Annotated in this window: 31 protein-coding genes; 4 read left to right on the top strand and 27 right to left on the bottom strand. The window is 67.4% G+C overall.

Annotated elements, in window-relative coordinates; all coding sequences use genetic code 11:
* The first annotated feature begins 27 nt into the window (after positions 1-27).
* A complete protein-coding gene (locus N7L95_RS21360; protein ID WP_301257262.1) occupies positions 28-534 on the top strand; it encodes a hypothetical protein in 507 nt (168 codons plus the stop codon).
* Here the strand turns inward: N7L95_RS21360 and N7L95_RS21355 are convergent.
* The 27 genes from N7L95_RS21355 to N7L95_RS29645 all read right to left on the bottom strand — a co-directional run bounded on the left by N7L95_RS21355 (position 524) and on the right by N7L95_RS29645 (position 21,045).
* Positions 524-982 carry a hypothetical protein gene (locus N7L95_RS21355; RefSeq protein ID WP_301257261.1) on the bottom strand — a complete coding sequence of 153 codons (459 nt, stop codon included), beginning with the start codon at positions 980-982 and terminating at the stop codon, positions 524-526. The two genes, N7L95_RS21360 and N7L95_RS21355, sit on opposite strands and share 11 nt — an antisense overlap.
* Position 983: 1 nt before the next feature.
* Entirely contained in the window at positions 984-1,325 is a 342-nt protein-coding gene (locus N7L95_RS21350) for a hypothetical protein (RefSeq protein ID WP_301257260.1), read from the bottom strand.
* A 1-nt stretch (position 1,326) separates the two neighbouring features.
* Positions 1,327-4,422: a phage tail protein gene (locus N7L95_RS21345; protein WP_301257259.1), complete on the bottom strand. Its 3,096-nt coding sequence runs from the start codon at positions 4,420-4,422 to the stop codon at positions 1,327-1,329.
* Entirely contained in the window at positions 4,419-4,835 is a 417-nt protein-coding gene (locus tag N7L95_RS21340) for a DUF6950 family protein (RefSeq protein ID WP_301257258.1), read from the bottom strand. The genes N7L95_RS21345 and N7L95_RS21340 overlap by 4 nt, the downstream gene beginning before the upstream one ends.
* Positions 4,832-5,398: a hypothetical protein gene (locus tag N7L95_RS21335; RefSeq protein ID WP_301257257.1), complete on the bottom strand. Its 567-nt coding sequence runs from the start codon at positions 5,396-5,398 to the stop codon at positions 4,832-4,834. Before N7L95_RS21335 ends, N7L95_RS21340 begins: the two co-directional genes overlap by 4 nt.
* Entirely contained in the window at positions 5,395-5,994 is a 600-nt protein-coding gene (locus tag N7L95_RS21330; protein WP_301257256.1) for a hypothetical protein, read from the bottom strand. Before N7L95_RS21330 ends, N7L95_RS21335 begins: the two co-directional genes overlap by 4 nt.
* Positions 5,991-8,120, bottom strand: coding sequence for a phage tail tape measure family protein (locus tag N7L95_RS21325; RefSeq protein WP_301257255.1), 2,130 nt, complete (start codon positions 8,118-8,120; stop codon positions 5,991-5,993). Before N7L95_RS21325 ends, N7L95_RS21330 begins: the two co-directional genes overlap by 4 nt.
* Positions 8,120-8,293: a hypothetical protein gene (locus N7L95_RS21320; protein ID WP_301257254.1), complete on the bottom strand. Its 174-nt coding sequence runs from the start codon at positions 8,291-8,293 to the stop codon at positions 8,120-8,122. Before N7L95_RS21320 ends, N7L95_RS21325 begins: the two co-directional genes overlap by 1 nt.
* A 62-nt stretch (positions 8,294-8,355) precedes the next feature.
* On the bottom strand, positions 8,356-8,718 hold the full coding sequence (locus N7L95_RS21315; protein ID WP_301257253.1) for a hypothetical protein: 363 nt from the start codon (positions 8,716-8,718) through the stop codon (positions 8,356-8,358).
* Entirely contained in the window at positions 8,718-9,335 is a 618-nt protein-coding gene (locus N7L95_RS21310; RefSeq protein WP_301257252.1) for a phage tail tube protein, read from the bottom strand. Before N7L95_RS21310 ends, N7L95_RS21315 begins: the two co-directional genes overlap by 1 nt.
* A 149-nt stretch (positions 9,336-9,484) precedes the next feature.
* Positions 9,485-9,835, bottom strand: coding sequence for a tail completion protein gp17 (gp17, locus tag N7L95_RS21305; protein ID WP_301257251.1), 351 nt, complete (start codon positions 9,833-9,835; stop codon positions 9,485-9,487).
* A 10-nt stretch (positions 9,836-9,845) separates the two neighbouring features.
* Positions 9,846-10,301 carry an HK97-gp10 family putative phage morphogenesis protein gene (locus N7L95_RS21300; RefSeq protein ID WP_301257250.1) on the bottom strand — a complete coding sequence of 152 codons (456 nt, stop codon included), beginning with the start codon at positions 10,299-10,301 and terminating at the stop codon, positions 9,846-9,848.
* Positions 10,298-10,633 (bottom strand): phage head closure protein, encoded by a 336-nt coding sequence (locus N7L95_RS21295; protein WP_301257249.1) that lies wholly within the window; start codon positions 10,631-10,633, stop codon positions 10,298-10,300. Before N7L95_RS21295 ends, N7L95_RS21300 begins: the two co-directional genes overlap by 4 nt.
* A gap of 9 nt (positions 10,634-10,642) precedes the next feature.
* On the bottom strand, positions 10,643-10,924 hold the full coding sequence (locus N7L95_RS21290) for a head-tail connector protein (protein WP_301257248.1): 282 nt from the start codon (positions 10,922-10,924) through the stop codon (positions 10,643-10,645).
* Positions 10,925-10,927: 3 nt separating this feature from the next.
* The gene (locus N7L95_RS21285) at positions 10,928-11,224 is read right to left on the bottom strand and encodes a hypothetical protein (protein WP_301257247.1); all 297 of its coding nucleotides are present in this window, start codon (positions 11,222-11,224) and stop codon (positions 10,928-10,930) included.
* A gap of 88 nt (positions 11,225-11,312) precedes the next feature.
* On the bottom strand, positions 11,313-12,482 hold the full coding sequence (locus N7L95_RS21280) for a phage major capsid protein (protein WP_301257246.1): 1,170 nt from the start codon (positions 12,480-12,482) through the stop codon (positions 11,313-11,315).
* A 65-nt stretch (positions 12,483-12,547) separates the two neighbouring features.
* Positions 12,548-13,237 carry an HK97 family phage prohead protease gene (locus N7L95_RS21275; RefSeq protein ID WP_301257245.1) on the bottom strand — a complete coding sequence of 230 codons (690 nt, stop codon included), beginning with the start codon at positions 13,235-13,237 and terminating at the stop codon, positions 12,548-12,550.
* Entirely contained in the window at positions 13,206-14,462 is a 1,257-nt protein-coding gene (locus N7L95_RS21270; RefSeq protein WP_301257244.1) for a phage portal protein, read from the bottom strand. Before N7L95_RS21270 ends, N7L95_RS21275 begins: the two co-directional genes overlap by 32 nt.
* Positions 14,459-16,120 (bottom strand): terminase large subunit, encoded by a 1,662-nt coding sequence (locus N7L95_RS21265; RefSeq protein ID WP_301257243.1) that lies wholly within the window; start codon positions 16,118-16,120, stop codon positions 14,459-14,461. Before N7L95_RS21265 ends, N7L95_RS21270 begins: the two co-directional genes overlap by 4 nt.
* Before the next feature lie 44 nt (positions 16,121-16,164).
* Positions 16,165-16,647: a P27 family phage terminase small subunit gene (locus N7L95_RS21260; RefSeq protein ID WP_301257242.1), complete on the bottom strand. Its 483-nt coding sequence runs from the start codon at positions 16,645-16,647 to the stop codon at positions 16,165-16,167.
* A gap of 179 nt (positions 16,648-16,826) precedes the next feature.
* Positions 16,827-17,195 (bottom strand): HNH endonuclease, encoded by a 369-nt coding sequence (locus N7L95_RS21255; protein ID WP_301257241.1) that lies wholly within the window; start codon positions 17,193-17,195, stop codon positions 16,827-16,829.
* A gap of 135 nt (positions 17,196-17,330) precedes the next feature.
* The gene (locus N7L95_RS21250; protein ID WP_301257240.1) at positions 17,331-17,753 is read right to left on the bottom strand and encodes a hypothetical protein; all 423 of its coding nucleotides are present in this window, start codon (positions 17,751-17,753) and stop codon (positions 17,331-17,333) included.
* On the bottom strand, positions 17,753-19,102 hold the full coding sequence (locus tag N7L95_RS21245) for a replicative DNA helicase (RefSeq protein WP_301257239.1): 1,350 nt from the start codon (positions 19,100-19,102) through the stop codon (positions 17,753-17,755). The genes N7L95_RS21250 and N7L95_RS21245 overlap by 1 nt, the downstream gene beginning before the upstream one ends.
* Positions 19,089-19,910 carry a helix-turn-helix domain-containing protein gene (locus N7L95_RS21240; protein ID WP_301257238.1) on the bottom strand — a complete coding sequence of 274 codons (822 nt, stop codon included), beginning with the start codon at positions 19,908-19,910 and terminating at the stop codon, positions 19,089-19,091. Before N7L95_RS21240 ends, N7L95_RS21245 begins: the two co-directional genes overlap by 14 nt.
* Positions 19,911-19,986: 76 nt before the next feature.
* Complete coding sequence (locus N7L95_RS21235) at positions 19,987-20,229, bottom strand: hypothetical protein (protein WP_301257237.1); 243 nt, start codon at positions 20,227-20,229, stop codon at positions 19,987-19,989.
* A 71-nt stretch (positions 20,230-20,300) separates the two neighbouring features.
* Positions 20,301-20,822, bottom strand: a complete 522-nt coding sequence (locus tag N7L95_RS21230) for a phage regulatory CII family protein (RefSeq protein ID WP_301257236.1) — start codon at positions 20,820-20,822, stop codon at positions 20,301-20,303.
* Entirely contained in the window at positions 20,803-21,045 is a 243-nt protein-coding gene (locus N7L95_RS29645) for a transcriptional regulator (protein WP_363324852.1), read from the bottom strand. The genes N7L95_RS21230 and N7L95_RS29645 overlap by 20 nt, the downstream gene beginning before the upstream one ends.
* Here N7L95_RS29645 and N7L95_RS21225 point away from each other — a divergent pair.
* The 3 genes from N7L95_RS21225 to N7L95_RS21215 all read left to right on the top strand — a co-directional run bounded on the left by N7L95_RS21225 (position 21,044) and on the right by N7L95_RS21215 (position 22,565).
* Positions 21,044-21,946 carry a helix-turn-helix domain-containing protein gene (locus N7L95_RS21225; protein ID WP_301257235.1) on the top strand — a complete coding sequence of 301 codons (903 nt, stop codon included), beginning with the start codon at positions 21,044-21,046 and terminating at the stop codon, positions 21,944-21,946. The two genes, N7L95_RS29645 and N7L95_RS21225, sit on opposite strands and share 2 nt — an antisense overlap.
* Positions 21,943-22,191, top strand: coding sequence for a hypothetical protein (locus N7L95_RS21220; protein ID WP_301257234.1), 249 nt, complete (start codon positions 21,943-21,945; stop codon positions 22,189-22,191). The genes N7L95_RS21225 and N7L95_RS21220 overlap by 4 nt, the downstream gene beginning before the upstream one ends.
* A 149-nt stretch (positions 22,192-22,340) precedes the next feature.
* A complete protein-coding gene (locus N7L95_RS21215) occupies positions 22,341-22,565 on the top strand; it encodes a hypothetical protein (RefSeq protein WP_301257233.1) in 225 nt (74 codons plus the stop codon).
* Positions 22,566-22,567: the final 2 nt, after the last annotated feature.

The raw sequence follows: 22,567 nt of genomic DNA, 5'->3' as shown, positions 1-22,567 counted from the left end.
CTGCGGCCGGCTATAGGGAGCGGAACGATGCAAGTGACTTACACCATCGCCACGCTGGCGGGCACCGGCCTTTTGATTGCCACGGCGCCCGATGGCGCGGACATCGAAGCGGCGATTGCTGCCGAAGAGAAAATGGTTGGCGAAACGTTCGACAGAGCCGACATCAACATCACCAGCGGCCTTACGCTGACCGACGATGTTGAGGAAGGCGATGCGGTTCTGTATTCAGGCTTCGAACTGGGCGAGCTGAAGGACGCCGAAGGCCGCGTGTTTCGGTACGCTGTGCGACGCGCCGTGCCGACGAGTGAAGCGGAGTTCAAGCGCCTGTCCCACTGGGCGAAAACGTTGTTGACGGGCGACTACGGCCTGGGATACCAGAATGGCCTGCGTCGCCGCTACTACGGCGAGCGTTTCGGCTCCCCCTCCCAACATGAGCAGTGGTTGGAGAAACAGGACGACTACGGGCGCGGCTACCGCGACGGCGTTGCCGGTCGTGAGCCGCAGGCGCCGATGGGCACTCAGCTCAGCCCTTGAGCCAGAGATGGCCCCAGGTGTCCAGCATGGGCAGCCCGCTGCCACGCCACCGCCAGGTGGTGCTGCTGTCCACCGAATGCACGGCGTCTTTGCGCCAGTGGACCGTGGTGTAGCCGTTCTCATCCTGCAAGACCAGTTGAGTGATGAAGGACGCCGGCCATTGCCCGGTGATATGCAGCGTGGTGGTGTTACTGGTCAGCGTGTACGTCAAGGCCACTTCGGCGCCCTTGAAGCGCGGCAGCGTGCCCCATGCGCCTATCCGCCGGTTGCCGCCCGCGGCGCCGCCCGCGCTGACCACCAGAATGGAGCTGTCAAAGTGCTCGTACACCCGACGCCAGGCGCCGGCCTCGTGACGCCAGACCCCGCGGGCCTCGCGCCACTCACCGGCGTGGCGCACCCAAGGCACGCACCCGCTCCAGGCGCCTGCAATGTTGCGTTCGATGGCCATGTCAGTACTGCAGCCAGAGATCGCCATCGGCCGCTGCGCCGCTGGGCGGGGCGGTGGACACGGTGACCTGGCCCAGGCCCTGACCACCACCACGGGCGTAGATCAAGCCGGACGCCTTCACCGCCCCTTGCGCCGTCAAGTCGCCCTGCACCGTGGTGGCCCCGGCGATGGTGCCGCCGCTGGCCGAGAAGGCGCCGAGCGCCGCCCGCGCCGCGGCCCGGTCGCTGCTATCGGTACCCAGCAGGTCGGCCAGGTACTGCCGCAAGCGGGCGAAGTTGAGTTTCTGCTGGTCGTTGGTGGTCGAGGCGCCGGTGAGCGACGCCTCGGTTGGAAGCAATGCCATCTCAATACCCTTGAATGTAGGCGTCCACCACACCGGGGACGCTCGTGTTGTTGATGTCGAGCACCTGGACCAGCGGCCCCGGACTCACCTGCTTGTCCACGATGCGCGCCCCGACGCCGCCCTGCCCATCGCTCTGCACGGTCAGCTGGATGTTCTTGATCACGCGATAGGCCTTGCCCACCGGCAGCCGGGTCCCGCCCAGCGACACCGGCACATCGTCCAGCCGCTCGGTGAGGTCGGGCACGTCGAGGTGCGGTGTCAGCTGCAGGACGCGGCCGCGCACCAGGCCGGCCGCGGTCGCCAGGCGCACGCCGATGGGCTCGCCCTGCGAGACCACCACATTGCCGGGCCAGGGCTGCCAGCCGGGCCCCGCCGGCCAGATCGGGTCACTGTCGGCCGGCCAGAAGGCCGCGCCGTCGTCGCTCCAGTACGCGGTCTGGGCCTCGCGCAGGTACTGCAGCCGCACGTCGTCGCCCTCGACGTCCATGTCGATGGAGAGCGTGCCCTCGGCGGTGGTCGTGAAACCGAACTCATAGCTCAAGCCGCGGTAGCTCGACAGCGGCCAGTACGGCGCCCCGCCGCTGCCCCAGTGCAGCCCCGTGCCCTCCTGCCAGTAGGCGGTGGCGCCGTCCGCCTCCAGCACGCCCTCGTTGACCGCCCCGCCGTCAATCAGCCCCGCAAAGTGCGGCGCCTGCGGCCAGCTCTCCAGCACGTTGAGCGTCACCGGGTCGCCCAGGTCGGTGATGACATAGGCCGGCGCCTCGCTCTCGTTGCCCGAGGTGTCCACCGCCTTGACCATCAAGGTGTTGAGCCCCACCGGCCGGGTCACCATGGCCCAGCTCGCCTCGGTCAACAGCCCGTCATGCATCGGCTGGCCCGCTGCCCAGTTCACATTGGCGCCGCTCACATACCGCCAGCGGTAGCCCGCAATGTCGGCTTCGTCCACCGGGCCCCAGGTCAGACGGTTGCCGGTGATGAGCGCCCACGGCACATTGCTGGGCGGTGCGGTCTTGCCCACCACCAGGTGAATGACCTGCACCGACCAGTCGCCCATGGCCAGGCTGTTGCGCGCCCGCACCCGGAGCAGGTAGTGCCGGCCATCCTCCAGACCGGTGAGCACCGCCTCGGTGCTGGACCCTGGCACGCTGACGCTGGACCAGCGGCCATCAGCGGCCGGCGCATCGGCCGGGGTGTAGGCCACCTCGATGTGCCCGGCGGTGAGCACAGCCTGGTCAGCCAGTGCCGGCCAGCTCACGCGCACCCGGGTAATCAAGGTGCCGTCCGACTGCTTGAGCAACAGCGCCGTGCCGCTTTCCACCGTCAGCGGGCCGGGCTCCGGCACCTGCCACCACTTGGGCAAGTTGGTGTTCGGCGTGGCGTTCAAGGCGTCCACGCGCGGATCGAAGCTGTAGACCTCCGGGGCGGTCTCCTTGAGCGTCAACTCAATGAAGCCTTGCAGCGTCCAACGCCGCGACTGCACTTCAAACGGCTTGGCATCCCAGCCGTAGCGCGCCGAGGTCAGCGTCACCACGTCGAAGACCTCCGCCGGGTAGGCCGACAGCTTGAAGGCCGCCGTGAGGGTCAGCGCCTGGCGCGCTTCCCTGAGCATCACCCGGCACACGTGCTGCGCCTGGGCCGACACCGTGACCGCGCCCAGCTCGACCTCCATCGGCAGCTCGCGGCCGTCCTCTTGCACATAGGAGGCAAAGGACACCCGCGGGAAGTCCATCACCGTGTAGTCCTGGGCTGCGTTGGCAAACGTGCCCGTCACCAGATTCACCAGCTGCTCGCGCGGCCGGCGCGGCTGAATGCGGATCTCGGCCGCGTCGCTGAAGTCGTTCTCCCCCAGCGCGAGCACCGGCGCGACGTAGGCCCCCGCCCGCATCACCAGGCGGTTGCCGGCAAACGCGCACTTGCCGGCCATCGCCTCGGCCAGCTCGCCCAGCACCTCGATGGGCCGCGCCCCGCTGCGGGCCACCGTGCTGGCGGTGTAGAGCGGCCGCGTGATGGGCACGCCGAACAGCACCTGGTAGGTGACCCGCTCGTCGCAGGCATTGGCCGCCGCGATGCAGTGCGGCTCGCTCACCGAGCCTGGTGGCAGGTTGCCGCCCATCGGGTGATAGGCGTAGTGCCGCATGAGCAGGGCCGGGTTCTCGCTCCAGGCCGTCGATCCGGTGCGCGGGTCGTAGACCCGGGCACCGCGCACCACGGCGCTGATGTTCGGGATCGAGGACGGGAAAGCGTCCGTGTCGTACACCAGCTCGACCACCAAGTAGGCAATGCCCCGCAAGCGGTGCTCATCGCCCCATTGCTGCGGAAACAGCTCCTTGAGCCGCCAGTGCGCCGGCTGGTCGGGGTGGCCGAGGTGCCAGTGCACGCGGGCTTTGGGCACGTCCTCGGTGTACTGGTAGCTGACGGTGCCGGTGCCACTGACCGCGGGGTAGGTGTCGGCGTTGACCGTGACAGTGCGGCCGTTCACTCGGGCCTCCAGCTGGTTGGTGTAGCCGCCACTGAACCGGAACGTGCACTTCACGCTGGCCCGGTGCGGCTCGTGCGGCAGGACCACGGTGCCCACGTTGTTGACCAGCTGCACCGGCACGCTGTGGCTGGCCTTGCGGCCGCGCACATAGGGCGCGGTGCGCACCCAGCCGTCCATGTCCAGCTCGACCCGCTCGTCGTTGAAGTACACGGCCTCAATGCCGTCGATCTCGTGCGCGGCCAGCGCGACCACCGCCACAAACCGCTCCTTGTCGGGCCCGGTGGTGCCAAAGAACACCAGCGGGCCGGACTTGCGCACGCGGCCGAGCACCAGGTCGCGCGGCTCGACCGCGCCCCGCACCATGATGTGGCGGTCACGCAGGCTCGCGTTGTAGGCGTTGCGGGCGGCCTGCTCTGCCTTGCGCTTTTGGTGCTTGGCGTACAGACCCACCGCGGCGAAGGTCACCACGTAGGTGACGGCCGTGATGGCCACCGCCGCCGCACCGGCCGCGCCAATGGACGTGATGATGGCAGCGGCAATGGCCTGCGGCATGGCGTGGGCGTGTCCGGCCCACAGCAGGAGCCCCGCGGCCAGCAGCCGCTCCAGGTGTCGTTTCATGTTCCGATCCTCCAGGCCACCGTGGCGGCCGACAGCTCCAGCGCGACCAGGCCGGCCGCACCCGGGGCCAGCCAGTGATCGCCATTGCAGACCGCGCACAGCTCGCGGCCCTCATCGACCACCAGGCCGACATCACCCACCCGGGCCAGCAGCGGGCCAATGGGCGGGCCGAACAGCGCGGTGCCCAGCGCCTGCAGGCCGCCGCGCTCGGCGACCAGGCGGGCGGCCTGCAGGGCGCTGTGGTACCGGCCGCGCAGCTCGGCGGCCGGGTCCTGTCCCGTGAGGGCGTGCACCGCATCGGCGACCCACAAGGCGCAGTCGTGCTGCCCCCAGGCGAAGGGCTGGCGCAAGCGCGCAGCCACCAACACCGCCAAGCGATCACGCCAGGCGGGTAAGCGGGTCCAGGTTGTCATCGGCGGTGGAAGCTGGCCGCAGGCCAGACAATGTTTTGTTCGGCCTGGTCGCTCACGTACTCCAGGCCCCGATCCCCAGGGAACAGCCGGCGCTGCTCGGCGTCGCTGTAGCGCATCACGGTCGAGCGCAGCAGATCAATGCCGATGTGCTCGGCGGTCACTGCCATGCGGGCCGCGCCACCAGACTCCGCGAGGGCCGCCGTGTCGAGGCGGCCGGCCCATTCCACCGGCGCGTCCAGCACCTGCAGGCTGTCGGGGTCAAAGATCGCGGTGCGGATCTCCACCGGGCGGCCCTGCAGCGGCTCGGCCAGGGCCAGGGCGATGTCGCTCGCGTGCACCGCCGACAGCTCCAGGCTCAGCCCTTTGATCTCGCCGGGGCTGTCCTCGATGACATCAATGCTGCCGATGCCGGCGGCGCCGCGCCAGGTGCTGCCGTTCCATTGCAAATCCCAGCCGGTGGTGTTCAGGTAGACCGGCTGCGACAGGCCCAGGTAGATCAGCTGCGCAATCACCACCCGGCCACTGGACAGCGCCGCATGGGCGGCAGGCGTCAGCGTTCTCATGTCCAGCTCTCCAGAAACTCCAGCTCCAGGGGCTGCACCGCCCCCGGCCGGTAGCCCACCGGCACGGCGGTGGCCGCCAGGCGGAACCGCCCGGTGGGCCGGTTCCACACCACTGCGGCACCCACCGGCTGGACGACCCGCACCCGGTTGGCCAGCGGCACCACCAGCTCGCCGGCCGCCGAGGCCTGGCCATCCTCGGCCACCATCAGCAGCTGCTCGCCCAGGCCCAGCAGGTCGCCGGCCAGCAGCGTCGCCCCGGGCGCACAGCCGGCCAGCATGAGCACCGCGGCACCCTGCCCTGCCGCCGCCCCCAGCGTCGGCGCCCCGCGCAGCGTGCCGCGCGGCACCGGCCGGCGGAAGTGCCACAAGGCCACCTCATGCGAGGGGCCGCGCAGGCGGGCAATGAAGGCCTCCAGCGCCGCGCCGTGCTGCGGCCGGCGCTCCGGCAGCGTCATGGACAGCCGCCAGCGCTCGCCCAGCAGGTCGAGCACCTGCACTCCCTGCGTGAAGGGACTGGTGTGCACCCGGGTGTTGGCCTCCAGGGACAGCTGCATGGACTGCGGCAGCCACTCCTGCCGCCATTGGTAGATCGTCATGACAAACTCCCCTCCCGGTTGCGACTGCGGTGCACGTCGGCCAGCGTGCGGGCGCGCACCTGCTCGCCCCACGCCGCCAGCTCGGCCCGGTTCACACCGTCGCCAAACGTGTAGTGGTTGTTGATGACCACGGCGCCCTGCGATCCACCGCCCTGCAAGGACACACCCAAGCGGCCATCGCGGCCGCGCTTGAGCGGCATGACCGCCTCGGGCCCCGCCTCGCCCATGACGCCCAGCGAGAAGCCGCCGCCCTTGGCGAACTGGAACAGGGTCGGGCTGCCGAAGATGTCGCCCTTGGCAAAGGCCTGCACGCCACTGCTGCCGAAGGCATTGCCCTTCGCGTTGGCCATGAGGCCGCCCACGAAGTCGAAAATCTGGCTCACCCAGCCGCCGCCCTTGCCGCCTTTGCCGAACAGCGATTGGCCGATGTCGGCCGCAATCGCTTCGGCCGCCATGCGGACCAGCAAGCCTTTCCACATGTCGCCGATGGATTTGAAGTCGCCCTCCAAGGTCTTGCTCAGCGTGTCGCCGAGGGCGTCCTGGATGTTGCGGGCCGCTTCGTCGGCAAAGGTGTCCATTGCGTCCGTGGCCTGCTTCAGCTTGTCCGGCAGGATCTCCAGCCGAGCCTGCGCGGCTTCGCTGAACCGCTCGGCGCTGATTTCGCCCCTCTCGAAGGCCTCGGCCAGCATCTGCATGTCCTTGCGCTGGGCCTCCAGCTTGCCGGTGGGGGCCGCCTCCAACAGCGCATTCAGGCGCTTCTCCTTCTCGGCCAGTTCGGTCGCCTCGGCGCTGGCGCCCTTGTGCAGCTCGGTCAGCTTGGCAATCGCAGCCTGCGTGATGGGCAGCTGGTCCGCTGAGACCTCCGACAGGCTGCGCTTGAGCAGGTCGATGGCCTCGGCGTACTTGCGGGCCGACACCACGTCGTTGTCCTGCAGCGCCTTGAGGGCCAGCTCCTGGGCCTCCGACACCGGCTCAAAGCTCAGGCCCAGGTCGGTGCCCGACTTGAAGCGCGCCGTGCCGGTCTTGCCGCCCTTGCCGGCCCCACCACCAGGTGGTGGCTTCACTTTGGGCGGGTCCTCGCTGCCGGCCTTCGCGGCCTTCTCTTCCGCGTCGGCCAGCTCCTTCAGTTGCTTCGTGGTGGCTTGCGCCTCGCCCTGCAGCTTGCGCAGCTTGTCGTTCAGGAAGTCATAGCGGCGGCGCAGCTCCGGGTTGTCGGGCCGCACGTCCAGGGTGCTCTTGACGCCCACCAGCAGGTTGGTAACGCGCTCGATCTCGGCAGCCTGCGCCTTGGCCTTGCCCTCCAGCTGGCCAACCTGGTCCAGGCCCAGCGTGGCCGACAGCCCACCACCGAACAGGATGGCGGCGCCCTTGAGCACGCCTTCGTCCCGGGCGGCCTTGGCGTAGAAGCTGGCCAGGCCGCTGAGCGTCGGCAGCAGCGCGTTCGCAATGACGCGGTTCAGGTCCTCGGCATTGGTCCGCCAGTCGGCCAACTGCTTGTTGAAGACCGAGGCCTGTTCCGCCTGCTCGCTGGTCACGCGCGCCGTCAGCTCGGTTTGGTCCGCCAGGTCCTTGAGCAGTGGCGCCACCTCGCGCACGTTGTCGCCGAACAGGGCTTGCACCAGGCGGGCCTTGTCGGCGTCGTCGCTGTAGCCGGCCAGCGCGCGGGCCAGCTGGTGCAGCGCGTCCACCGGCCCGCCCTGCCGCAGCTCTTTCGTGCTCAGGCCGATGGCATCGAGCGCCTGACCAATCTTGCTATCCGGGTCGGTGTCGCTTAACACCTCGTTGAACTTCACCAGCACGGCGGCCACTTGGTCGAGGCTGCCGCCGGTGCGCCGGGCCACGTCCTCCAACGCCGAGATGTTCTCAACGCTGTCGCCGGTGGCGTCGGCCACGTCGTTGAGGGCGTCGATGGCATCGACCCCGGCCTGCACGAACTGGGTCAGGGCGCCGACGGTGAAGGCACCGGCCAAGGTGGCGCCGACCTCCACGGCGGTGTCCTTGATCCCTCCGAACGCGGCTTTGATCTTGCCCACCTGGCCCTCGGCCAGCTCGGCCGCCTGCTTCAGGTTCTGCTCGAAGGTGGCGAGCTTGGCCTCCAGGTCAATCGACAGTTTGGCAAGTGGCATCAGGTCGCCTCATTCGGGGGACGGTGGGTCTTGATGACGTGCAGCCGGTGGATCAGGCCTTCCACGTCGGTGATGCCCAGCAGCTCGACCACCACCGGCAGGCCGGCCCAGTCGATGCCGCCGGCACCGTTGCTCAGGTGGGACCAGGCCGTCAGCGCGGTGCGGTCCGCCACCGTCGAGGTGGGCGGGGGTTCGCCCTCGTACTGGACGCCGCCCAGGGCATCCAGCAGGGCCGTCAGTTTTTTTCTGCGTCCTGCAGGCTCAGGCGGTGCTCGGCGATGGACTGCAGCAGCTCAGTGCCCAGCAGCTTCACCCACGCCAGGCGGTCGCTGATGACCTCGGTCCACAGCTCACGGGTGAACGGCACCGGGTCGCTGGTGCCCACGGCCTCGCCGATCAGGTCCGCCTCGGTGATGCCCTGCCAGCCGGTCACGTAGTCGCGCAGGTGCTCCAGCTCGACCTGCATGCCACCCTTGCCGACAAAGCGGATCATCTCGGCCTCGGGCGGGCGAATCAGGCACACCCGCTTGCCCTCGCCCACGGTCACCCAGCGTTCGCGCTGGGCGCGCAGCTTCTGGATCAAGACGCTGCTGTCCATCAAGCGGCCCCTTCGATCACAAAGCCCTTCACCTTGACGCTGAAGCTGCCGGTGCCCGAAGCCCCGGACGACACGGACTCACCAGGCAGGGAGGGCTGACCGCGGAAGAGGCGCACGGCACCGTCCTTGAGGGTGATGCGGAAAATCAGCCAATCGCCTTTGCGGGCCACCTCACGCAGGCGCTGCAGGGCGGCCGAGCTGACCGACTCGGCGCGCAGGTTGAAGCTGACGGTTTGCGCGGCGAGCTGGCCGTTTTCTTCCTGCTTCTGCTCGTCGAGCAGCACCGTCACGTCAATGCTGTCCGCCGAGGCTTCGCTGATTTGGTAGTCCATCACCGTCGAGAGCGTCAGCCACGCGGTGACCGGCACAAAGGAGCCGCCGGTGAATGCACCGTAGCCGCTGGTGTCGATGTCCTCCAGCGTGAAATCATTGGTGGTCACCGCCGAGAGCCGGCAGGCCTGCCCGACCAGCTGCGGCATGCCATTGGCGGCCGAGAAGTGGCCGACGCTTTTGGCGACCAGGCCGTGCGCGGCGCTGGTGGCCACGGGCGCCTTGGCGGCGGTCAGTGCCGTCACCGTCTTGGCGGCGCCTTCCGTTGCCCCGATATCGACGCGCACACCGCGCCCAACAATCCATCCCATGTGTCAGTCCTTGAAGTAGAGGGCGCAGGCCACCGAGGCGTCCAGACGTCTGGACGGCCTTGTGGGGGCGCCATGAAAAAGGGACCGCGTGTGGCGGCCCCGGAAAGCAAGCGGGTCAGCGGACCTCAGTCCCACCACTCCACCGTCAGCACCGCAGCATCCATGGCCAACTCACCGTCATAGGCGGTCGAGCGGGACAGCAGCGTGCCACCCGCGGGCGCGAGTGCCGCCTCCACGGCGTCGGCCACCGCATCGGCGGCGGCCTGGCTGGTGGCCCAGCACTGGACCTCGAAGGTCACCCGGTCCAGGTGCTTGGTGCCGTCCAGCCCGTACTGCGGTTCATGCGAGCTGTTGAACACCACATAGGGCGCGGGCTGCTTTGCGCTGATGGCATTGGCCGCGATGCGGTCACCCAGCAGGGCGGCCAGGGGCGGGTGGGCCAGCAAGGCGGCCCGGAAATCGGTTTCTGCGCTCATGTCGCTGTGCTCATTTCTTTCGGTTCAGTCGTTCAACCACCGGGGCCGCGACCTGGATGAACTTGGCAAGGGCCTCACCCAGGCGCTGCGCTCCCTGCTGCAGGAAGGCGCGCCCTTCCATGCGCTTGCTGCCGAACTCGACCCATCGCCAGTAGTAGGGATCGGTCGGGCTCTTGGCGCCGCGCTGCTCCTTGCGAGCCGGCCGGACGTTGACAAACACGCCGACGTCACCCGCCTTGCGCGCGACCTTGCTGGTTCGCACGGTGATGGCGTTGCGCATGGTTCCCGAGGTGCGGTGCGGCACCTGGCGTTCATTGCCCAGGACCGGCGCATGGCGCTTGGCTTCGTCCCGCACCACCCGGGCGCCGGCTGCCAGCGCAGCGCGCAGGCCCCGCTTGCGCAGTTCGTCGGGCACCGCCAGCAGGGTCCAGATGGCTTCGCGCAAGCTCTTGTCGCTGTCGCTCATTCCAGCCTCCCATCGCGCACGCCCTGCAGGCACATGAGCTGCAGCCACTCGCGGCCGCCCTGCAGCTCGATCACCGACGCGACCTCATGCGGCTGGCCGCGCCACAGCACCCGCATGCTGGACTGCAAGCCAGGCCGGTAGCGGATGGTGAAGCGCACGGTGACCTCGCTTTGCGCCTGGGCGGCGGCGAAGAACTCCCGCCCGCTCAGCGGCTCGGCCTTGGCCCACACCGTGGCCGCCTTGATCCACACGCCTTGCTCCTGGCCGTAGGCGTCTTTCACGCTGGCCAGCTGCTGCAGGGCAATGCGTTGGTTCAGTTCGCCTGCTTGCATGTCCGTCCTTCAGGTCCAGGTCCGCGCCTGGTCCAACAGGTGGGAGTTGAGGAACCGCGCGAGGTCGTCGCGGCCGGCGGTCGGGTTGTCGTGCAGGTGCGTGCAGATGGCAATGGCGCACAGCTCGGCGCCGGCATCGGGCGGGCGGTCGAAGGTGCCGGGCGCCACGCCGCAATGGTGCTCGATGGCGGCCTGTGCCGCGGGAATCAGCACGTCACGGATTTGGCCGTCCAGCTCATCGCCGTCGATGCGGGCACTGACCTTGACCTTCTCCAGCGTGGTGATGGGCATGGCTCACTCCTTGGCGGTGCGGATGCGGCGCTTCGGTTCGTCGGCGGCCGTGGCTTCCGCGCCTTCTGCCGGCGTCGCCTCGACCAGCGCGGGCTCGGACGACACCGGGTCAGTCGGCGCCTGCGTCTGCTCGGCTGCCGGCGGCAGCCCGTTCTGAATCTCCAAGAGGTACTTGGCACAGCGGGCCTGCTCGACCAGGTGGCGCGCCAGGATGTCAGGCACGCGCGCCTGGTCCCCGGCGGTGAAGTTGCCGAGCTGGGCGCTGTGCCCGGTGTGAGTGAAGATGATGTTGCGTTGCATGTGTTCTCCTTGCCGCTGACCCACCCGTGAGCCAGTGGAAAGAAAAACGGCCCGGGCAAGGCGGGGCCGCGGATGGGCGGAAGGAGGATCAGGCAGCGGCCGGCTTCAGCGGGCCATAGCGGAACGCCAGCGGGCGCTCGACGGCCAGCATGCAGCGCCGCTCCGCGCGGATCGTCACCAGGTTCTTCGTGAAGTTGTCGCCGTCGCTCTCCGACATGTCGATGGTGACGGCCTCGCGGTCATGGAAGGTGCCGGCCGCCGCCAGCGCCGCGACCGCGACATTGCCCACCGGCACGGCGCTGGAGATCTCCACCGGGCGGTTGAACAGCACCGGCGGTGCGTCCATACCCGGGTCGCCCAGCAGGTAGCGGCCCTGCCCGTCCTTGGTCAGCCTCAGCTTCCACCAGTCGGTTGGGTTCAACAGGATGGTGTCGGCCGGGAAGTCGCCGGCCTGGGTGTCGCCGATCATCAGGCCGATGAGGTCAAACCCGTTGTTGGCCAGGCCGAGCGTCTGCAGCTGCGCGGCGGTGTAGCCGTGCGCCGTGTGGTTGCCGACCTTGAGGAAACCGTGCATGTTCGGCGAGGTGCCATTGCCCGCGAGGATCTGGTTTTCCACCCGCAGGTCCACGCCGTAGCGCATGCGCAGGTTGATGTAGGCGACCAGGGCGGCGTTGTCGGCCGCGAGCTGGCGGCTGATCTTCAGCCAATGCGCGACGGTGGCGACCGGCACGTTCTCCAGCGTGGTGGTAAGGCCGCTTTCCGGCTTGGGCGCGCCTTCGGCGGTTTCGGCAGCGGCATTGGTGAAGACGCTTTCCCGCACGAACTCGACTGCATTCGAGCTGGTCGGCACCGACACCAGGCGCGCCTCCAGCGTCAGCTGGCGGAAGGCCCCGCTGACGATGCCGGGGCGGCGCTCGGGCGCGGTGTTGGCCACCGTGTTGGTGACCGTGTTCTTCACCTCGACCCGCATCTTCTGCACCTGGCCACCGGCAAACGCCTTGTACTGCTCGCTCTTGCAGAACTGCGCGCCCCAGGTGTCTGCCGGTTTCTCGCCCTCGGCGCGCAGCACGCCCTTCTGCTCCAGCTGCGTCAGGCGATCCGCCAGCGTGCGCTGCTCGGTGCCCAGCTGCTCCAGGGCCGTTTTGGTGTCGGCCGTCACCTTGCCCAGGGTGGCCAGCTCGCCGGCCGCCTTGGTGTCCATCGTCTTGAGCTCGGCCTCGATGTTGTCCAGGCTCTTCATCAGCGCTTCGATCGTCATGTCTTGCTGTCCTCAGGAATGAAAGAAGCCGCCTCGCGGGCGGCCAGTGTTTGAGTGGTGATCGGTCAGTGGCGGGCGATGCCCAGCCGGGTGATGCGGGCGGCCAGCGCCTGCAGGCTCTTTTCGTCCAGGTCGCTCGCGGGCTGGGTGTCGCCGGCCAGCACCTTGCGGGCTCGTGTCAGCAGCGCGGCGGCGGTGTCCTTGCTGAAGCCGCCGGCATCGCGCAAGAACAGCTCCAGCTCGCGCAGGCTGTCGATCTCCTCAATCGCCGTCGCCAGCGCGTCGCTCTTGACGCTGGCCAGGTCGATGCGCGCCGAGCTGTCGGCCGGGAAGGCCACCGGGCTGACCTCGATGAGCCGCGACCATTTGCGGATCACGCGGCCGGTCTCGGTGGTGTCGTAGTCCCCCTGCTTGACGTAGCCGCCGATGCTCAGGCCGTCCAGGGTGCCGTGACGCAGTGCTGCGCGCACGTCCTCGGCCAGGCCCATGCCGGGGGTCAACTCCCCTTCGACATACAGCCCGTGATCGTCTTCCTTGGCCACCAGGAACTTGCCCACCGGCATCGTCCACTCGTGGTTGAAGAACATCTTGGGCAGGCCGTGCTGGCGCAGCGTGGACGCAAAGGCGCCTTTGAGAATGGTGTCGCCGTAGCTGTCCACCCCGCCGAAGACAGACGCGTAGCCGGAGAAGGTGCCGCCCTCCCCTTCGGCCTTGAGCTGAACCTCATTGAGCGACAGTGTTTTGCGTAGCAGCATTGGGTGCCTCCGGAGTGGGCTTGACAGTGCCCAGCAGATGCAGGGGCACCAAGTTGGACTGCGCCGTGAGCTGGTCGCCGCCGAGGATGGGCGGGTCGTTCTCCAGCTGGCGGCATTCGTTGCGGGTCTTCAGGCCGTTCTGCACGGCCGTGGCGTAGATGGCCATGCGGTCCTTGGCTGAGCCGCGCAGCAGCGCATCGAAGTTGATCTCAGCGGTCAGGCGCACCCGTTGTTCAGACGTCTGGACGCGCTTGCGCACTGCCTGCTCGATGCTGACCAGGATCGGCCGCACGGTCAGCTTGTAGAAGCCGTCCACCAGCTGCTCAACGCCGCTGCCCCAGGTGGTGACGTTAGAGTGGTGGATGAGCACGGGCGGCACGTCGAACCAACGGCAGATTTCCTCGACGCTGAAGCGGCGCGACTCCAGCAGCTGCTGATCCGCCGGGCTCATGCTCAGCTGCTGGTACTTCATATTGGCCTCCAGCAGGTACAGCCGGGCGGCGTTGCCCAGGGACATCTCGGCGAAGCGCTCCAGCAAGACCTTGCGCTGGGAGTCCTTCAGCACGCTGTCGAGCATCAGCACGCCGGTGGGCTTGCCGCCGTCACCAAACACGCGCTGGGCCTGCTCCTGGGCCCGAGCGGCTTCGCTGGTGGTGGCTCGCATGTAGTCGAGGCGGGACAGCCCGACGGTGCCGTTGCCCAGGTCCTTGAGGTGGAGCACGTTCTCTTCGGCCAGCGCCGCCACGTCATTGCCGACGCGGTAGAGGTACACCAGCGAGCCATCCTCGAACACATGCGGCTTCACCTGGTCGGCCGGCATCGGCCACAGGCTCACCGCCTCGCCGTCCGGGGCGCGGTCAATGCGTGCGTAGGCGTTGCCCTTCAGGTCGTGGTTGAGCATCATCGCCGTCCAGAACTGGTAGGGCGTCATGCGCGCGTTCGGCGAGTCGTGCAGCAGCTGGTAGAGACGGCTGCCACGCGCCAGCGTCCGCTGGCCGCGGGCGTCGGTCTCGTACACAAAAAACGGCAGCGACGCGATGATCTTCGCGCGCCGGTCCACGCAGGCCCAGACGGTGCTCAGCTGCAGCGCCTGGTCGATGCCGATGCTGCGCACACCATCGACCAGGGCCGCCGCGGGCAGCGGCACCTGGTCGCCACGGCGTTCGCCCAGGGCGCCGCCTGCCCAGCCGAACCAGCCGAGCACAGAGGAAAGGTATCGGTTCATCCCACCACCGGGTTGTTGATGAAGTCGTCAATGGAAGGCGCGAGGTCGGTCGAGACCGCCCGGCTTAAGGCCATCACCGTTGCCACAATGCCGTCGATGCGCCCGGTGTCGTTGGAGCGCTTCTTGTCCGGCCGGAAGTTGCCATTGCTGTCGTACAGCAGAGCGACGTTGCCGGCGCACCAGCGCAGCACCGGGTGCCCGCCGTGCCGCAGGCGCTTGCTGTAGACCAGCTCTTCCAGCCGCTTGGCGCCGGGGTACATGCCGCCGGTGTTCTGCGGCACTTCCACCAGCGGCACGTCCTGCTCCATCAGGTCGTTGGCCAGCTGCTGGGCGTTCCAGCGGTCAAAGCCCAGCTGCACCAGGTCGTAGTCCTTCATGGCCTGCAGCACCGTTTCCTTCACCGGGGTGTAATCGGTGACGTCCCCCGGCGTTGCGGTCAGCCAGCCCTTCTCTTGCCACGTGCGGTAGGGCGCCGCGTCGTCCTTCTCCTGCGTCTGCACCTTGACCTCAGGGCACCAGAACCAGGCCAGCACGTACCACTCGCCGTCAGCTTCATCGGGCGGGAAGACCAGCACAAAGGCCGTCAGGTCGCGCGTGGATGCAAGGTCCAGGCCGCCGAAGCAGCGTCGGCCGCGCAGCAGCGCCGGGTCAAAGCGCTTGCCGCCCTTGTCCCACACCTCGATGTCGAACCAGCCCTCTGCGCTGTTCACCCAGCGGTTGAGGTCCTTCGTCAGAAAATTCGCCCGCGCGCTCGGCAGCGCCGCCGCCTTGCGCGCCATGTCGCGCATGTAGCTCAGCGTCTTGGACCGGCCGAGTCCCGGGTTGGCCTTGATCCAGTTGCGCTCGTCAAAGGGATCATCCCCATCGTCCAGCGTGTAGATGTAGCCAAAGAAGGCATCGTCCTGCCGCTTGCCCTCCAGCACGCTGATGAGGTAGCGCCGCACCTCGGTGCAGATCCCGTCCAGGATGAACCCGGCGGTCGTGATGGCCGAGAGCAGCGGATGGAAGCGCGCGCCCAGCGCCGACTCCATGACATCCCACACGTCGCGCGTCTTCTGCGCGTGCAGCTCATCGAACAGGATGGCCGAGGGGTTCAGGCCGTCGAGGTTGTCGGCGTTGGCCGGCAGCGGCCGGAACACCGACGTGTCCATCACCACCTTCTCTTGGTTCAGGCCGCTGAAGATGTCGAGCGATCGCGCCATGCCGGGCGAGCGCCTGGTCCACCGCTTGATGTTGTCAAACGCCGGCTTGAACACCGTCATGGCCTGTTCGCGCGTGGTGGCCACCGCGTACACCTCAGCGCCGACCTCACCGTCCATCATGAAGAGGTAGGCGCCTTGCGGCCCCTTCCAGGTGCTCTTGCCGTTCTTGCGCGCGACCTCTTCATAGCCCCGCGAGAAGCGCCGGCCGCCGTCCGCCTCGCGGCGCCAACCGTACAGCACCGCCGTCCAGAACTGCTGCCACGGGTCGAGCTGGATGGGCTGGCCTGCGAGCGAGCCCTTGATGTGCACGAAGAACTTCTCAATGAACTGGATCACGTGCCAGGCATGCGGCGGGCTGAACACCAGGCCGCGGGCCGCCCCGTCGCGCAGGTCCTGGTAGTGCCGCTGCACGGCCAGGTAGACATACCGCCCCACCGTGATGTCACCCCGCAGCACCGGCAGCCCGTAGGCTTCGTCCCACGCCTGCAGGGTGGGCGGGGTCAGTTCGGCCAGCCGCTTCGGGGTGAGCTGGTGCCGTGGTTTACGAGATCGCCGAAGAGGTCGTCCTGGCCGGCCTGGGCCCCGGACTCCTTGCGCACTCGCGTGAGCGATGGAATCGTCAAGCATGCTTTGGGGAGCCATTGCCCTAGTTCTTGTTTGAGTCGCCGTGCGTCTTCCGCCCACGGCGTGGGGGACACCCACCCGTTGGCCGAGGTCTGCGTGCGGCCCTTGGTTTCGCACTCCGCCTCGCGGTCCAGCCACTGGCAGTAGGTGTGCACGATCATTGCTATCGGCATGCCGGCCGTCAGGTGCTCGATGCCCGCTTCCCGCAGGGCGGTGCAGATGTACTCGAACACCTCCAACTCGCGCGAGTTGAAGTTCAGACCTGGCGGCGGCGTCGGCGAACGGACCTCGCCCGCCACGGCCTGCGCGGTCGGCGCAAGGCCGCCGAGCGCCGCAATCGGCTTCACAGAATCGTTCATGGTTCGCTGATTTGGTTGAGGTCAGGACGACATAGCAGCGCCGCGTCCATGCGCTCTATGGGCCTGTGGTTTCGACCCCCCGGGGGGTAGTTTTTGTGCCGCGAAAAAATACGGCTGGCGTTCGGTCCCGAGCAGGAAGGGCCTGGACTTTTGAGCCCCCCTCCCCTGTGTCGCCCGCCTCAGCGCCGGGCCCGCCCGCGCGCCGCGTCCCGGCCGGTCTTGGCTTGGTGGCGCGCCCGGCAGATGCACCGCAGGTTGCTCAGCGCATCCGTGCCGCCCTCGGCCTTCGGCACGATGTGGTCCACGTCGGTGCCGGAGTGCACGATGCCCTCGGCCAGGCAGGGCTGGCAGATGCCAGCGTCGCGCTTGAGCACCTGCGCCCTGAGCTTGTCCCAGGCAGTGCCGTAGCCCCGCTGATGCCGGTTGCCGCGGTTGCGGTCGGCGAAGGAGCCGGGCACCACCTTGTGTGCGGCGCAACGGCTCGTGCCATCGGTCACCAGCTGAGTGCAGCCAAGATGACGGCAGGGCTTGGGGGCGGCTTTGGGCATGGCGGCGTGTCCTCAGAAACAACAAGGCCCGGACAGCGGGAGATCGCTGCCGGGCCTTGCTTGCCTTGGTCGCCGTCGAAGGGCACTAATCCCAAGGTTGCCTGAATGTACCGACTTTCGAGTAATGATCGAAAGTCATTCGCTCGGGCGGGCCGCCTGCTGCACACCTTCAACGCGGCGCCGCTCCCTCGCCGCACGGTCCTTTCGGGCGGTGAAGTGGTCAGCCAGTCTTCGCTGCGCTTGGTCAACGCGATTGTGTACGGTCTTCTCGGTGCAGCACAGCCGCGCCGCCTTGGCACGCATGCCGCCTTCCCCGAGGTAGTACTCCAGCACCGCCGCCTTCAGCTCGCTCGGAAGCAGCTTCACTGCGTCATCCATCTCGGCCGCGTCACAGTCGGTGATGGGAATGATCGCTTCCCTGTACTCCGAGCGACCACCGCCAAGCATTGCCAGGCTGGCCAATACCGAGGTGCCGTAGCCGAGCCCGGCCGAGCCGCGCGTGAGCCGCCAGCGAGCCCAGTTCAGCAGTCGATGTTCAATCCAGTCGATGCGTGCCATCAGCGTAGCCCCTCCTCTTCACGTCCGCCGCGCTTCTTCCCAGCCCGCGGCGCCGGTCCTTCCCAGTCCTCGAACAGCTGGAACTCCCCGGTCCACTTCAGATTGATCGTCCCCGGCGCGCCGTTGCGCTGCACGATCTCCAACTGTGCGTGCTGCCTGTTCTCATCCGTCTTCACGCCCAGTGGGTGGGCATGCTCCCGGTACAGCAGCGCGATGATGTCGGCTGCAGCCTCAATCGCGCCCGAGTCACGCAGGTCGGTCATCACCGGCGGGCCGTGTCGCTTGTCGGCCTCTCGGCTGCACTGAGACAGCACGATCACCGCTACGCCGAACTCGCCGGCCATGGCCTTCAGTCCGTTGGAAATGCGATCCAGCTCCTGGTTGCGGTTGTCGCCATCGCCGGCCATCAACTGCAAGTAGTCGATGATGACAACGCCCAGCGGCCCGCGCCGCTTCGCAGCCATCACCTTGCGTCGCACATCCAACAGCGTGAGGGCACGTTGGTCGTCCAGAATCATGCGCAGGTCGCGCATGCGCTCCACCGCCTCGGACATGCGGCTCCAGCCCTCGCTGTCCAGCTCTTTCGGCCGACGCAGCGCGTTCAGATCGACGCAGCCTAATGAGGCGGTATGCCGCAACATCAGCTCGATCACGGGCATCTCCTGGCTGAGCAGCAGCACGCCGTGTTGCGCTGCCATGCCTCGGGCCAGGGTCAGGGTCAAAGCGGTCTTGCCCATCTTCGGCCGGCCGCCCAGCACCATCAGCTCACCCGCACGCAGACCACCCGACAGGATTCGGTCCAGGTTGGCCAGCCCGGTGGACATCACGGTGGTGCGCCCCTCAGCCTCGGCCTGCATCCAGTCCAGGAAGGCGACGGTTGCATGGTCCAGCGATACCGACTCGACCACGTGGCCGCGCTTCTCGCCCAGGCCCGTGAGCTGTGACATCGCAGCGTCGATCTTCTCGGCCGGCGCTTTGCCGGGGCGCACCGCTTCTTCCACCATCGCACTTCCCAGGCGCATCAGCTCGCGCTCCTGCCAGCGGTCAAACACGATCTGCGCATAGCCACGGATGTGCGCGGCGCTCGGCACGGCGTGGGCCAGCTCATTGAGTGTCGGCAGGTCGTGCTGGCCAGCTTCCATCACCGTGATGGTGTCGGCCACCTGCCGCTGCCGAATGAGCGATGCGACGCTGCGGTAGATCGCTCGATAGGCCGGGTCGTAGAAGTGCTCCGGCTGCAGCAGGTCGCCCACCTGGTCAAACGCGCTGTTGTCGATGAGCAAGGCGCCCAGCACCGACTCCTCGGCCTGCCGGCTCTGTGGCGGCAGAAAGCCTTCATGCTGCAGCATGGCCGCCCTCCTGGTCCGCCTGGTCCTCCAGGGCACGCCTGTTGGCCTGCGCCTGCAGGCCCTGGGTCGTCAGCTTGCAGGTGCCATTGCCCTGCAGCACCCACAGCCGATACCAGTTGCCCTCCACCGAGTTGCGGAAGGTCCGGCGCCAGTCGCGCTGCCGCTTGCCGGCATCGCTGCGGCGGCGCTTGAACTCGAACCAGTGCAGTGCCAGCGTCTCGCGGTCGATGCCCACCGTTTCGCAGTAGCGGAAGACCGGATCACCGGGCGGTATCGGCTGCACGCCTTGGGCTGTGCACTCGGCCAGCCAGGTCTGCAGAGCGATGGGGCCGCGAGCCGAATCGCGCTTGACGGGACGAGCGGCGGCATGCGCTGCATCGGGCAGGCTTTCGGAAACTCCCGGCTCCCCCTGCGAAGGGGGTAAGGGGGTAATTTCTTCTTCTGACGGTTCAATGACGGTTTGGGTGGCACTGTGCCGGGGCAAATGCGACTGTGTGCCAGGGGTGGGGTGGCGCTGTGTCTCCGCTTTGGGGTGGCGCTGTGCCGCCTTCTTAGGGTGGCAGTCGGCCGCTGCGGGCAGCACCTCAGGGGGCTGCATCTGTTGCTCAGGGGCAGCCTCATAGGCGTCCGGGCACAGCGTGTAGAGGTTCGCCCGCATGGCGTTCTTCTCGACGCGCAGCAGGCCCACCTTCTCAAGCCAGCGCAGGGAACGCTGCACGGTGCGCGGATGCAGGCAGGTTCGCAGCGCCAAGGTATCGACGGCCGGCCAGCAGCGGCCGCGGTCGTCGGCGAAGTCGGCCAACGACATCAACACGGCTTTTGAGGGCGAAGGCATCCACAGGGCCCAGCAGCGGCCCATCATCACAGTACTCAAGTTGTTGTCCTCAGTCGTTGAGTTGACGCGCTTGCAGCGACCAGTGCTGCAAGGCTTTGAAGGGGTCGTGAGCCGCCTGCAAGTGTTCAATCCGCTCCGGCATCAGTTCGTAGACGCGGGCAGGCTTCGGGGCACCAGGCAACCGGACTAGCCGTGGCTGCGCTTGAAGCTCCACGCCCAGCATTCGCTGCACCGTGCAGTGCGCTACCCGGTAGCCAACCTGCGCTGCCGCAGACAGTTCGCGCAGTGCCATCGGCCCACCGCTGCGAAGCGCGGCTGCAACGGCGTGCCGCACCTCGCCATGGGGGCGCCCAGTGCGAGCCATCACAGCACCTGCAGCACGTTATTGAGCGCGGCGATGGCCTCCGCCACCTCGCGGCGGATGCGCTTGCGCTCGTTCGGCGTCACCCGGCGGTCCTTGAGGGCGCCATCGACCTGCCGGTAGACATCGCCGACCTGAGCGCCCAGCTCGCGCAAGGCGTGATCCACGCAGCCGCCCGCGTTGGTCGAGATCGGGAGGGCAACATGGTTCAGCGACGCACACAGCGCATGCAGCGGCCCGTGGTCGCCCGTGATGTGCATGGCCTTCTGCAACTCGCGCACCGTGAGATGGTGCGTGTCATTGGATGGGTTGAGCTTGTGGTTCAGCGTATTGGCGCTAACGCCCATACGCTGAGCCAAAGCAGGGACACCTCCCGGGAAGCTGTGACCCATGTCATACGCAGCGTCAAGAACATCCTGCGTGATGGTGGCGGCCGACTCTCCCATATCGCCATTGGCTGCCTGGAGGCCTGCGGATAACGTTCCGACCATGACTTCCGCCCTTTCACTCGCTGCTTTGGCCATGGCGGCGCAGGACCGACCAAGGGACATCCGGGCGCAGTTCTTCGCACAGAACGGCGCCGCCCTTGGTTCGGGTGAGCTGCTCGATTGCGGGGCAGTGCTCGGCCGGCACCTTGCGCCTGAGCTTCCACATGCTCGGCAGACTCGGCGCGACACCAATGGCTGAAGCAAGGGCGGTAGAGCCGCCGCACACAGTAATAGCTCGCTCAAGGGCAGTAGAAGCCATGCTCAATCACGGAAGTTACCATGTTCGTGATTGTGCATCTATCACCAAAGTGATGCAACTTGCTGGCGTAATCACGCATGTGAATACGATTGCTGACCGCCTCAAAGAGGCACGAGAACGCAAAGGCTGGAGCCAGCAGAAGCTGGCCGATGTCGCGCGAGTCTCGCAATCGACCATTGGCAACATCGAAGCGGGACTGCGTAGGGTCCCGCGCGAGCTGTTGGCGATCGCGGAGGCGCTCGATGTATCGCCGCGCTGGCTCAAGGACGGAACGCCCGAAGAGCCTACGCCGGCGACGATGGAGCCCGCCCCCCTCCCGATGTACCGGCTTCGCAACGTCCGGCCCGTATGGGTCGTTGGACAGACGCAGGGAGGTCTGCCGGAACGCATATGGACTGATGGCGACTACCCTGTGGGAGCGACCGATGAATACGCCGAAGTAGCGACTACCGACCCAAATGCTTTCATCGTCCGCATCACGGGCGACAGCATGATTCCTCGTTATATGCCGCGCGAGTTCGCCCTTGTGGAACCAAACGTGGCACCTGAGCTGGAAGACGACGTGCTGGTGCGCCTTGCCAGCGGCGAAACGATGCTGAAGCGCTTGCTAGGACGACGCGGCGGCATCCGTCTGGGAAGCTACAACGCGCCGGAAATCTACAGTTTCCACGAGTCGGAAGTAAGCTGGCTGTACTACGTAGCTCATCCGATTCCCGCAAGGAAGATCAGGCACTACGTGGCCCTGCCGGAGTACACCGGGCCGGATCGCCGCGTAGTAGATGCTCCCGTGGCACAGGACAGGCGCAGCACCGGCAGAGTTTTCCAGTACGAAGGCGGCCACGAGGGTGAGCTGATGCCGGCCCCGCCAGGCTATACCCGTGCGAAAGGCGGGACCCCATGAAGCGCCGCCCTCCGTTCACCTTGGTTCGTGACCTCCACTCGCATGACACGGTGAAGGCGCTGGAGCAATTGCTGGAAGAGGCCCGGCAGGGGAAAGTCATCGGCATCGCCTTCGCTGCTATGTGCCGGCGCCGCCGATTTTTCGTCAGCGCCGCTGGCGAAGCTCACCGAAACCCAACGTTTGCCCGCGGCATGGTGGCTGCACTTGATGACAGCCTGAGCCAGCTGCTTCACGCCCACTCTTGACCCAGCCCTTGCATTGACGAAGCCGCCTATCAGGCGGTTTTTTTTCGCCCAAACACGTCTCCCGTTCATCACAACAATCACGTAAGTGTTGACTCAATCAAACTCATTCGTGATACTCGCTCCCCACAGAACCACTGCCGAGGATCGAGATGCAACTCAAACACCTTACTGCTGGCGCCCGGTACGCCGCCGGCCGCAGCGCAGCACGCCCGTCCGATAACGATCACTGCTTCCGAATAACGCTCTGCACAGCAGGTGGCCGCCGGCTCAACTTCGAGGCGCACGCAGCGAGCCATCGTGCCCTCGCCGACTACATCGACGCGGTGTACCCGGACCGCCGCTACGCCTCGTGCATCTGCACGAGCCGCCATTGAGC

The organism is Eleftheria terrae, from assembly GCF_030419005.1.
Classification (GTDB): domain Bacteria; phylum Pseudomonadota; class Gammaproteobacteria; order Burkholderiales; family Burkholderiaceae_C; genus Caldimonas; species Caldimonas terrae.
Note: the sequence above shows the minus strand (reverse complement) of the source record. Positions and strands in the feature narration are given on the sequence as shown.

What these genes read in the sequence shown, in the direction of transcription:
- N7L95_RS21295 (WP_301257249.1), bottom strand. Translation starts at nt 10,633, where the DNA reads ATGCAAGCAGGCGAACTGAACCAACGCATTGCCCTGCAGCAGCTGGCC.
- N7L95_RS21280 (WP_301257246.1), bottom strand. Translation starts at nt 12,482, where the DNA reads ATGACGATCGAAGCGCTGATGAAGAGCCTGGACAACATCGAGGCCGAG.
- N7L95_RS21340 (WP_301257258.1), bottom strand. Translation starts at nt 4,835, where the DNA reads ATGACAACCTGGACCCGCTTACCCGCCTGGCGTGATCGCTTGGCGGTG.
- N7L95_RS21215 (WP_301257233.1), top strand. Translation starts at nt 22,341, where the DNA reads ATGCAACTCAAACACCTTACTGCTGGCGCCCGGTACGCCGCCGGCCGC.
- N7L95_RS21345 (WP_301257259.1), bottom strand. Translation starts at nt 4,422, where the DNA reads ATGAAACGACACCTGGAGCGGCTGCTGGCCGCGGGGCTCCTGCTGTGG.
- N7L95_RS21235 (WP_301257237.1), bottom strand. Translation starts at nt 20,229, where the DNA reads ATGGCACTGCGCGAACTGTCTGCGGCAGCGCAGGTTGGCTACCGGGTA.
- N7L95_RS21355 (WP_301257261.1), bottom strand. Translation starts at nt 982, where the DNA reads ATGGCCATCGAACGCAACATTGCAGGCGCCTGGAGCGGGTGCGTGCCT.
- N7L95_RS21260 (WP_301257242.1), bottom strand. Translation starts at nt 16,647, where the DNA reads ATGAACGATTCTGTGAAGCCGATTGCGGCGCTCGGCGGCCTTGCGCCG.
- gp17 (WP_301257251.1), bottom strand. Translation starts at nt 9,835, where the DNA reads ATGAGCGCAGAAACCGATTTCCGGGCCGCCTTGCTGGCCCACCCGCCC.
- N7L95_RS21330 (WP_301257256.1), bottom strand. Translation starts at nt 5,994, where the DNA reads ATGACGATCTACCAATGGCGGCAGGAGTGGCTGCCGCAGTCCATGCAG.
- N7L95_RS29645 (WP_363324852.1), bottom strand. Translation starts at nt 21,045, where the DNA reads ATGGCTTCTACTGCCCTTGAGCGAGCTATTACTGTGTGCGGCGGCTCT.
- N7L95_RS21245 (WP_301257239.1), bottom strand. Translation starts at nt 19,102, where the DNA reads ATGCTGCAGCATGAAGGCTTTCTGCCGCCACAGAGCCGGCAGGCCGAG.
- N7L95_RS21290 (WP_301257248.1), bottom strand. Translation starts at nt 10,924, where the DNA reads ATGCCCATCACCACGCTGGAGAAGGTCAAGGTCAGTGCCCGCATCGAC.
- N7L95_RS21285 (WP_301257247.1), bottom strand. Translation starts at nt 11,224, where the DNA reads ATGCAACGCAACATCATCTTCACTCACACCGGGCACAGCGCCCAGCTC.
- N7L95_RS21325 (WP_301257255.1), bottom strand. Translation starts at nt 8,120, where the DNA reads ATGCCACTTGCCAAACTGTCGATTGACCTGGAGGCCAAGCTCGCCACC.
- N7L95_RS21230 (WP_301257236.1), bottom strand. Translation starts at nt 20,822, where the DNA reads ATGGCCAAAGCAGCGAGTGAAAGGGCGGAAGTCATGGTCGGAACGTTA.
- N7L95_RS21360 (WP_301257262.1), top strand. Translation starts at nt 28, where the DNA reads ATGCAAGTGACTTACACCATCGCCACGCTGGCGGGCACCGGCCTTTTG.
- N7L95_RS21315 (WP_301257253.1), bottom strand. Translation starts at nt 8,718, where the DNA reads ATGGACAGCAGCGTCTTGATCCAGAAGCTGCGCGCCCAGCGCGAACGC.
- N7L95_RS21225 (WP_301257235.1), top strand. Translation starts at nt 21,044, where the DNA reads ATGCTCAATCACGGAAGTTACCATGTTCGTGATTGTGCATCTATCACC.
- N7L95_RS21350 (WP_301257260.1), bottom strand. Translation starts at nt 1,325, where the DNA reads ATGGCATTGCTTCCAACCGAGGCGTCGCTCACCGGCGCCTCGACCACC.
- N7L95_RS21255 (WP_301257241.1), bottom strand. Translation starts at nt 17,195, where the DNA reads ATGCCCAAAGCCGCCCCCAAGCCCTGCCGTCATCTTGGCTGCACTCAG.
- N7L95_RS21275 (WP_301257245.1), bottom strand. Translation starts at nt 13,237, where the DNA reads ATGCTGCTACGCAAAACACTGTCGCTCAATGAGGTTCAGCTCAAGGCC.
- N7L95_RS21240 (WP_301257238.1), bottom strand. Translation starts at nt 19,910, where the DNA reads ATGTCGTTGGCCGACTTCGCCGACGACCGCGGCCGCTGCTGGCCGGCC.
- N7L95_RS21300 (WP_301257250.1), bottom strand. Translation starts at nt 10,301, where the DNA reads ATGAGCGACAGCGACAAGAGCTTGCGCGAAGCCATCTGGACCCTGCTG.
- N7L95_RS21270 (WP_301257244.1), bottom strand. Translation starts at nt 14,462, where the DNA reads ATGAACCGATACCTTTCCTCTGTGCTCGGCTGGTTCGGCTGGGCAGGC.
- N7L95_RS21250 (WP_301257240.1), bottom strand. Translation starts at nt 17,753, where the DNA reads ATGGCACGCATCGACTGGATTGAACATCGACTGCTGAACTGGGCTCGC.
- N7L95_RS21220 (WP_301257234.1), top strand. Translation starts at nt 21,943, where the DNA reads ATGAAGCGCCGCCCTCCGTTCACCTTGGTTCGTGACCTCCACTCGCAT.
- N7L95_RS21335 (WP_301257257.1), bottom strand. Translation starts at nt 5,398, where the DNA reads ATGAGAACGCTGACGCCTGCCGCCCATGCGGCGCTGTCCAGTGGCCGG.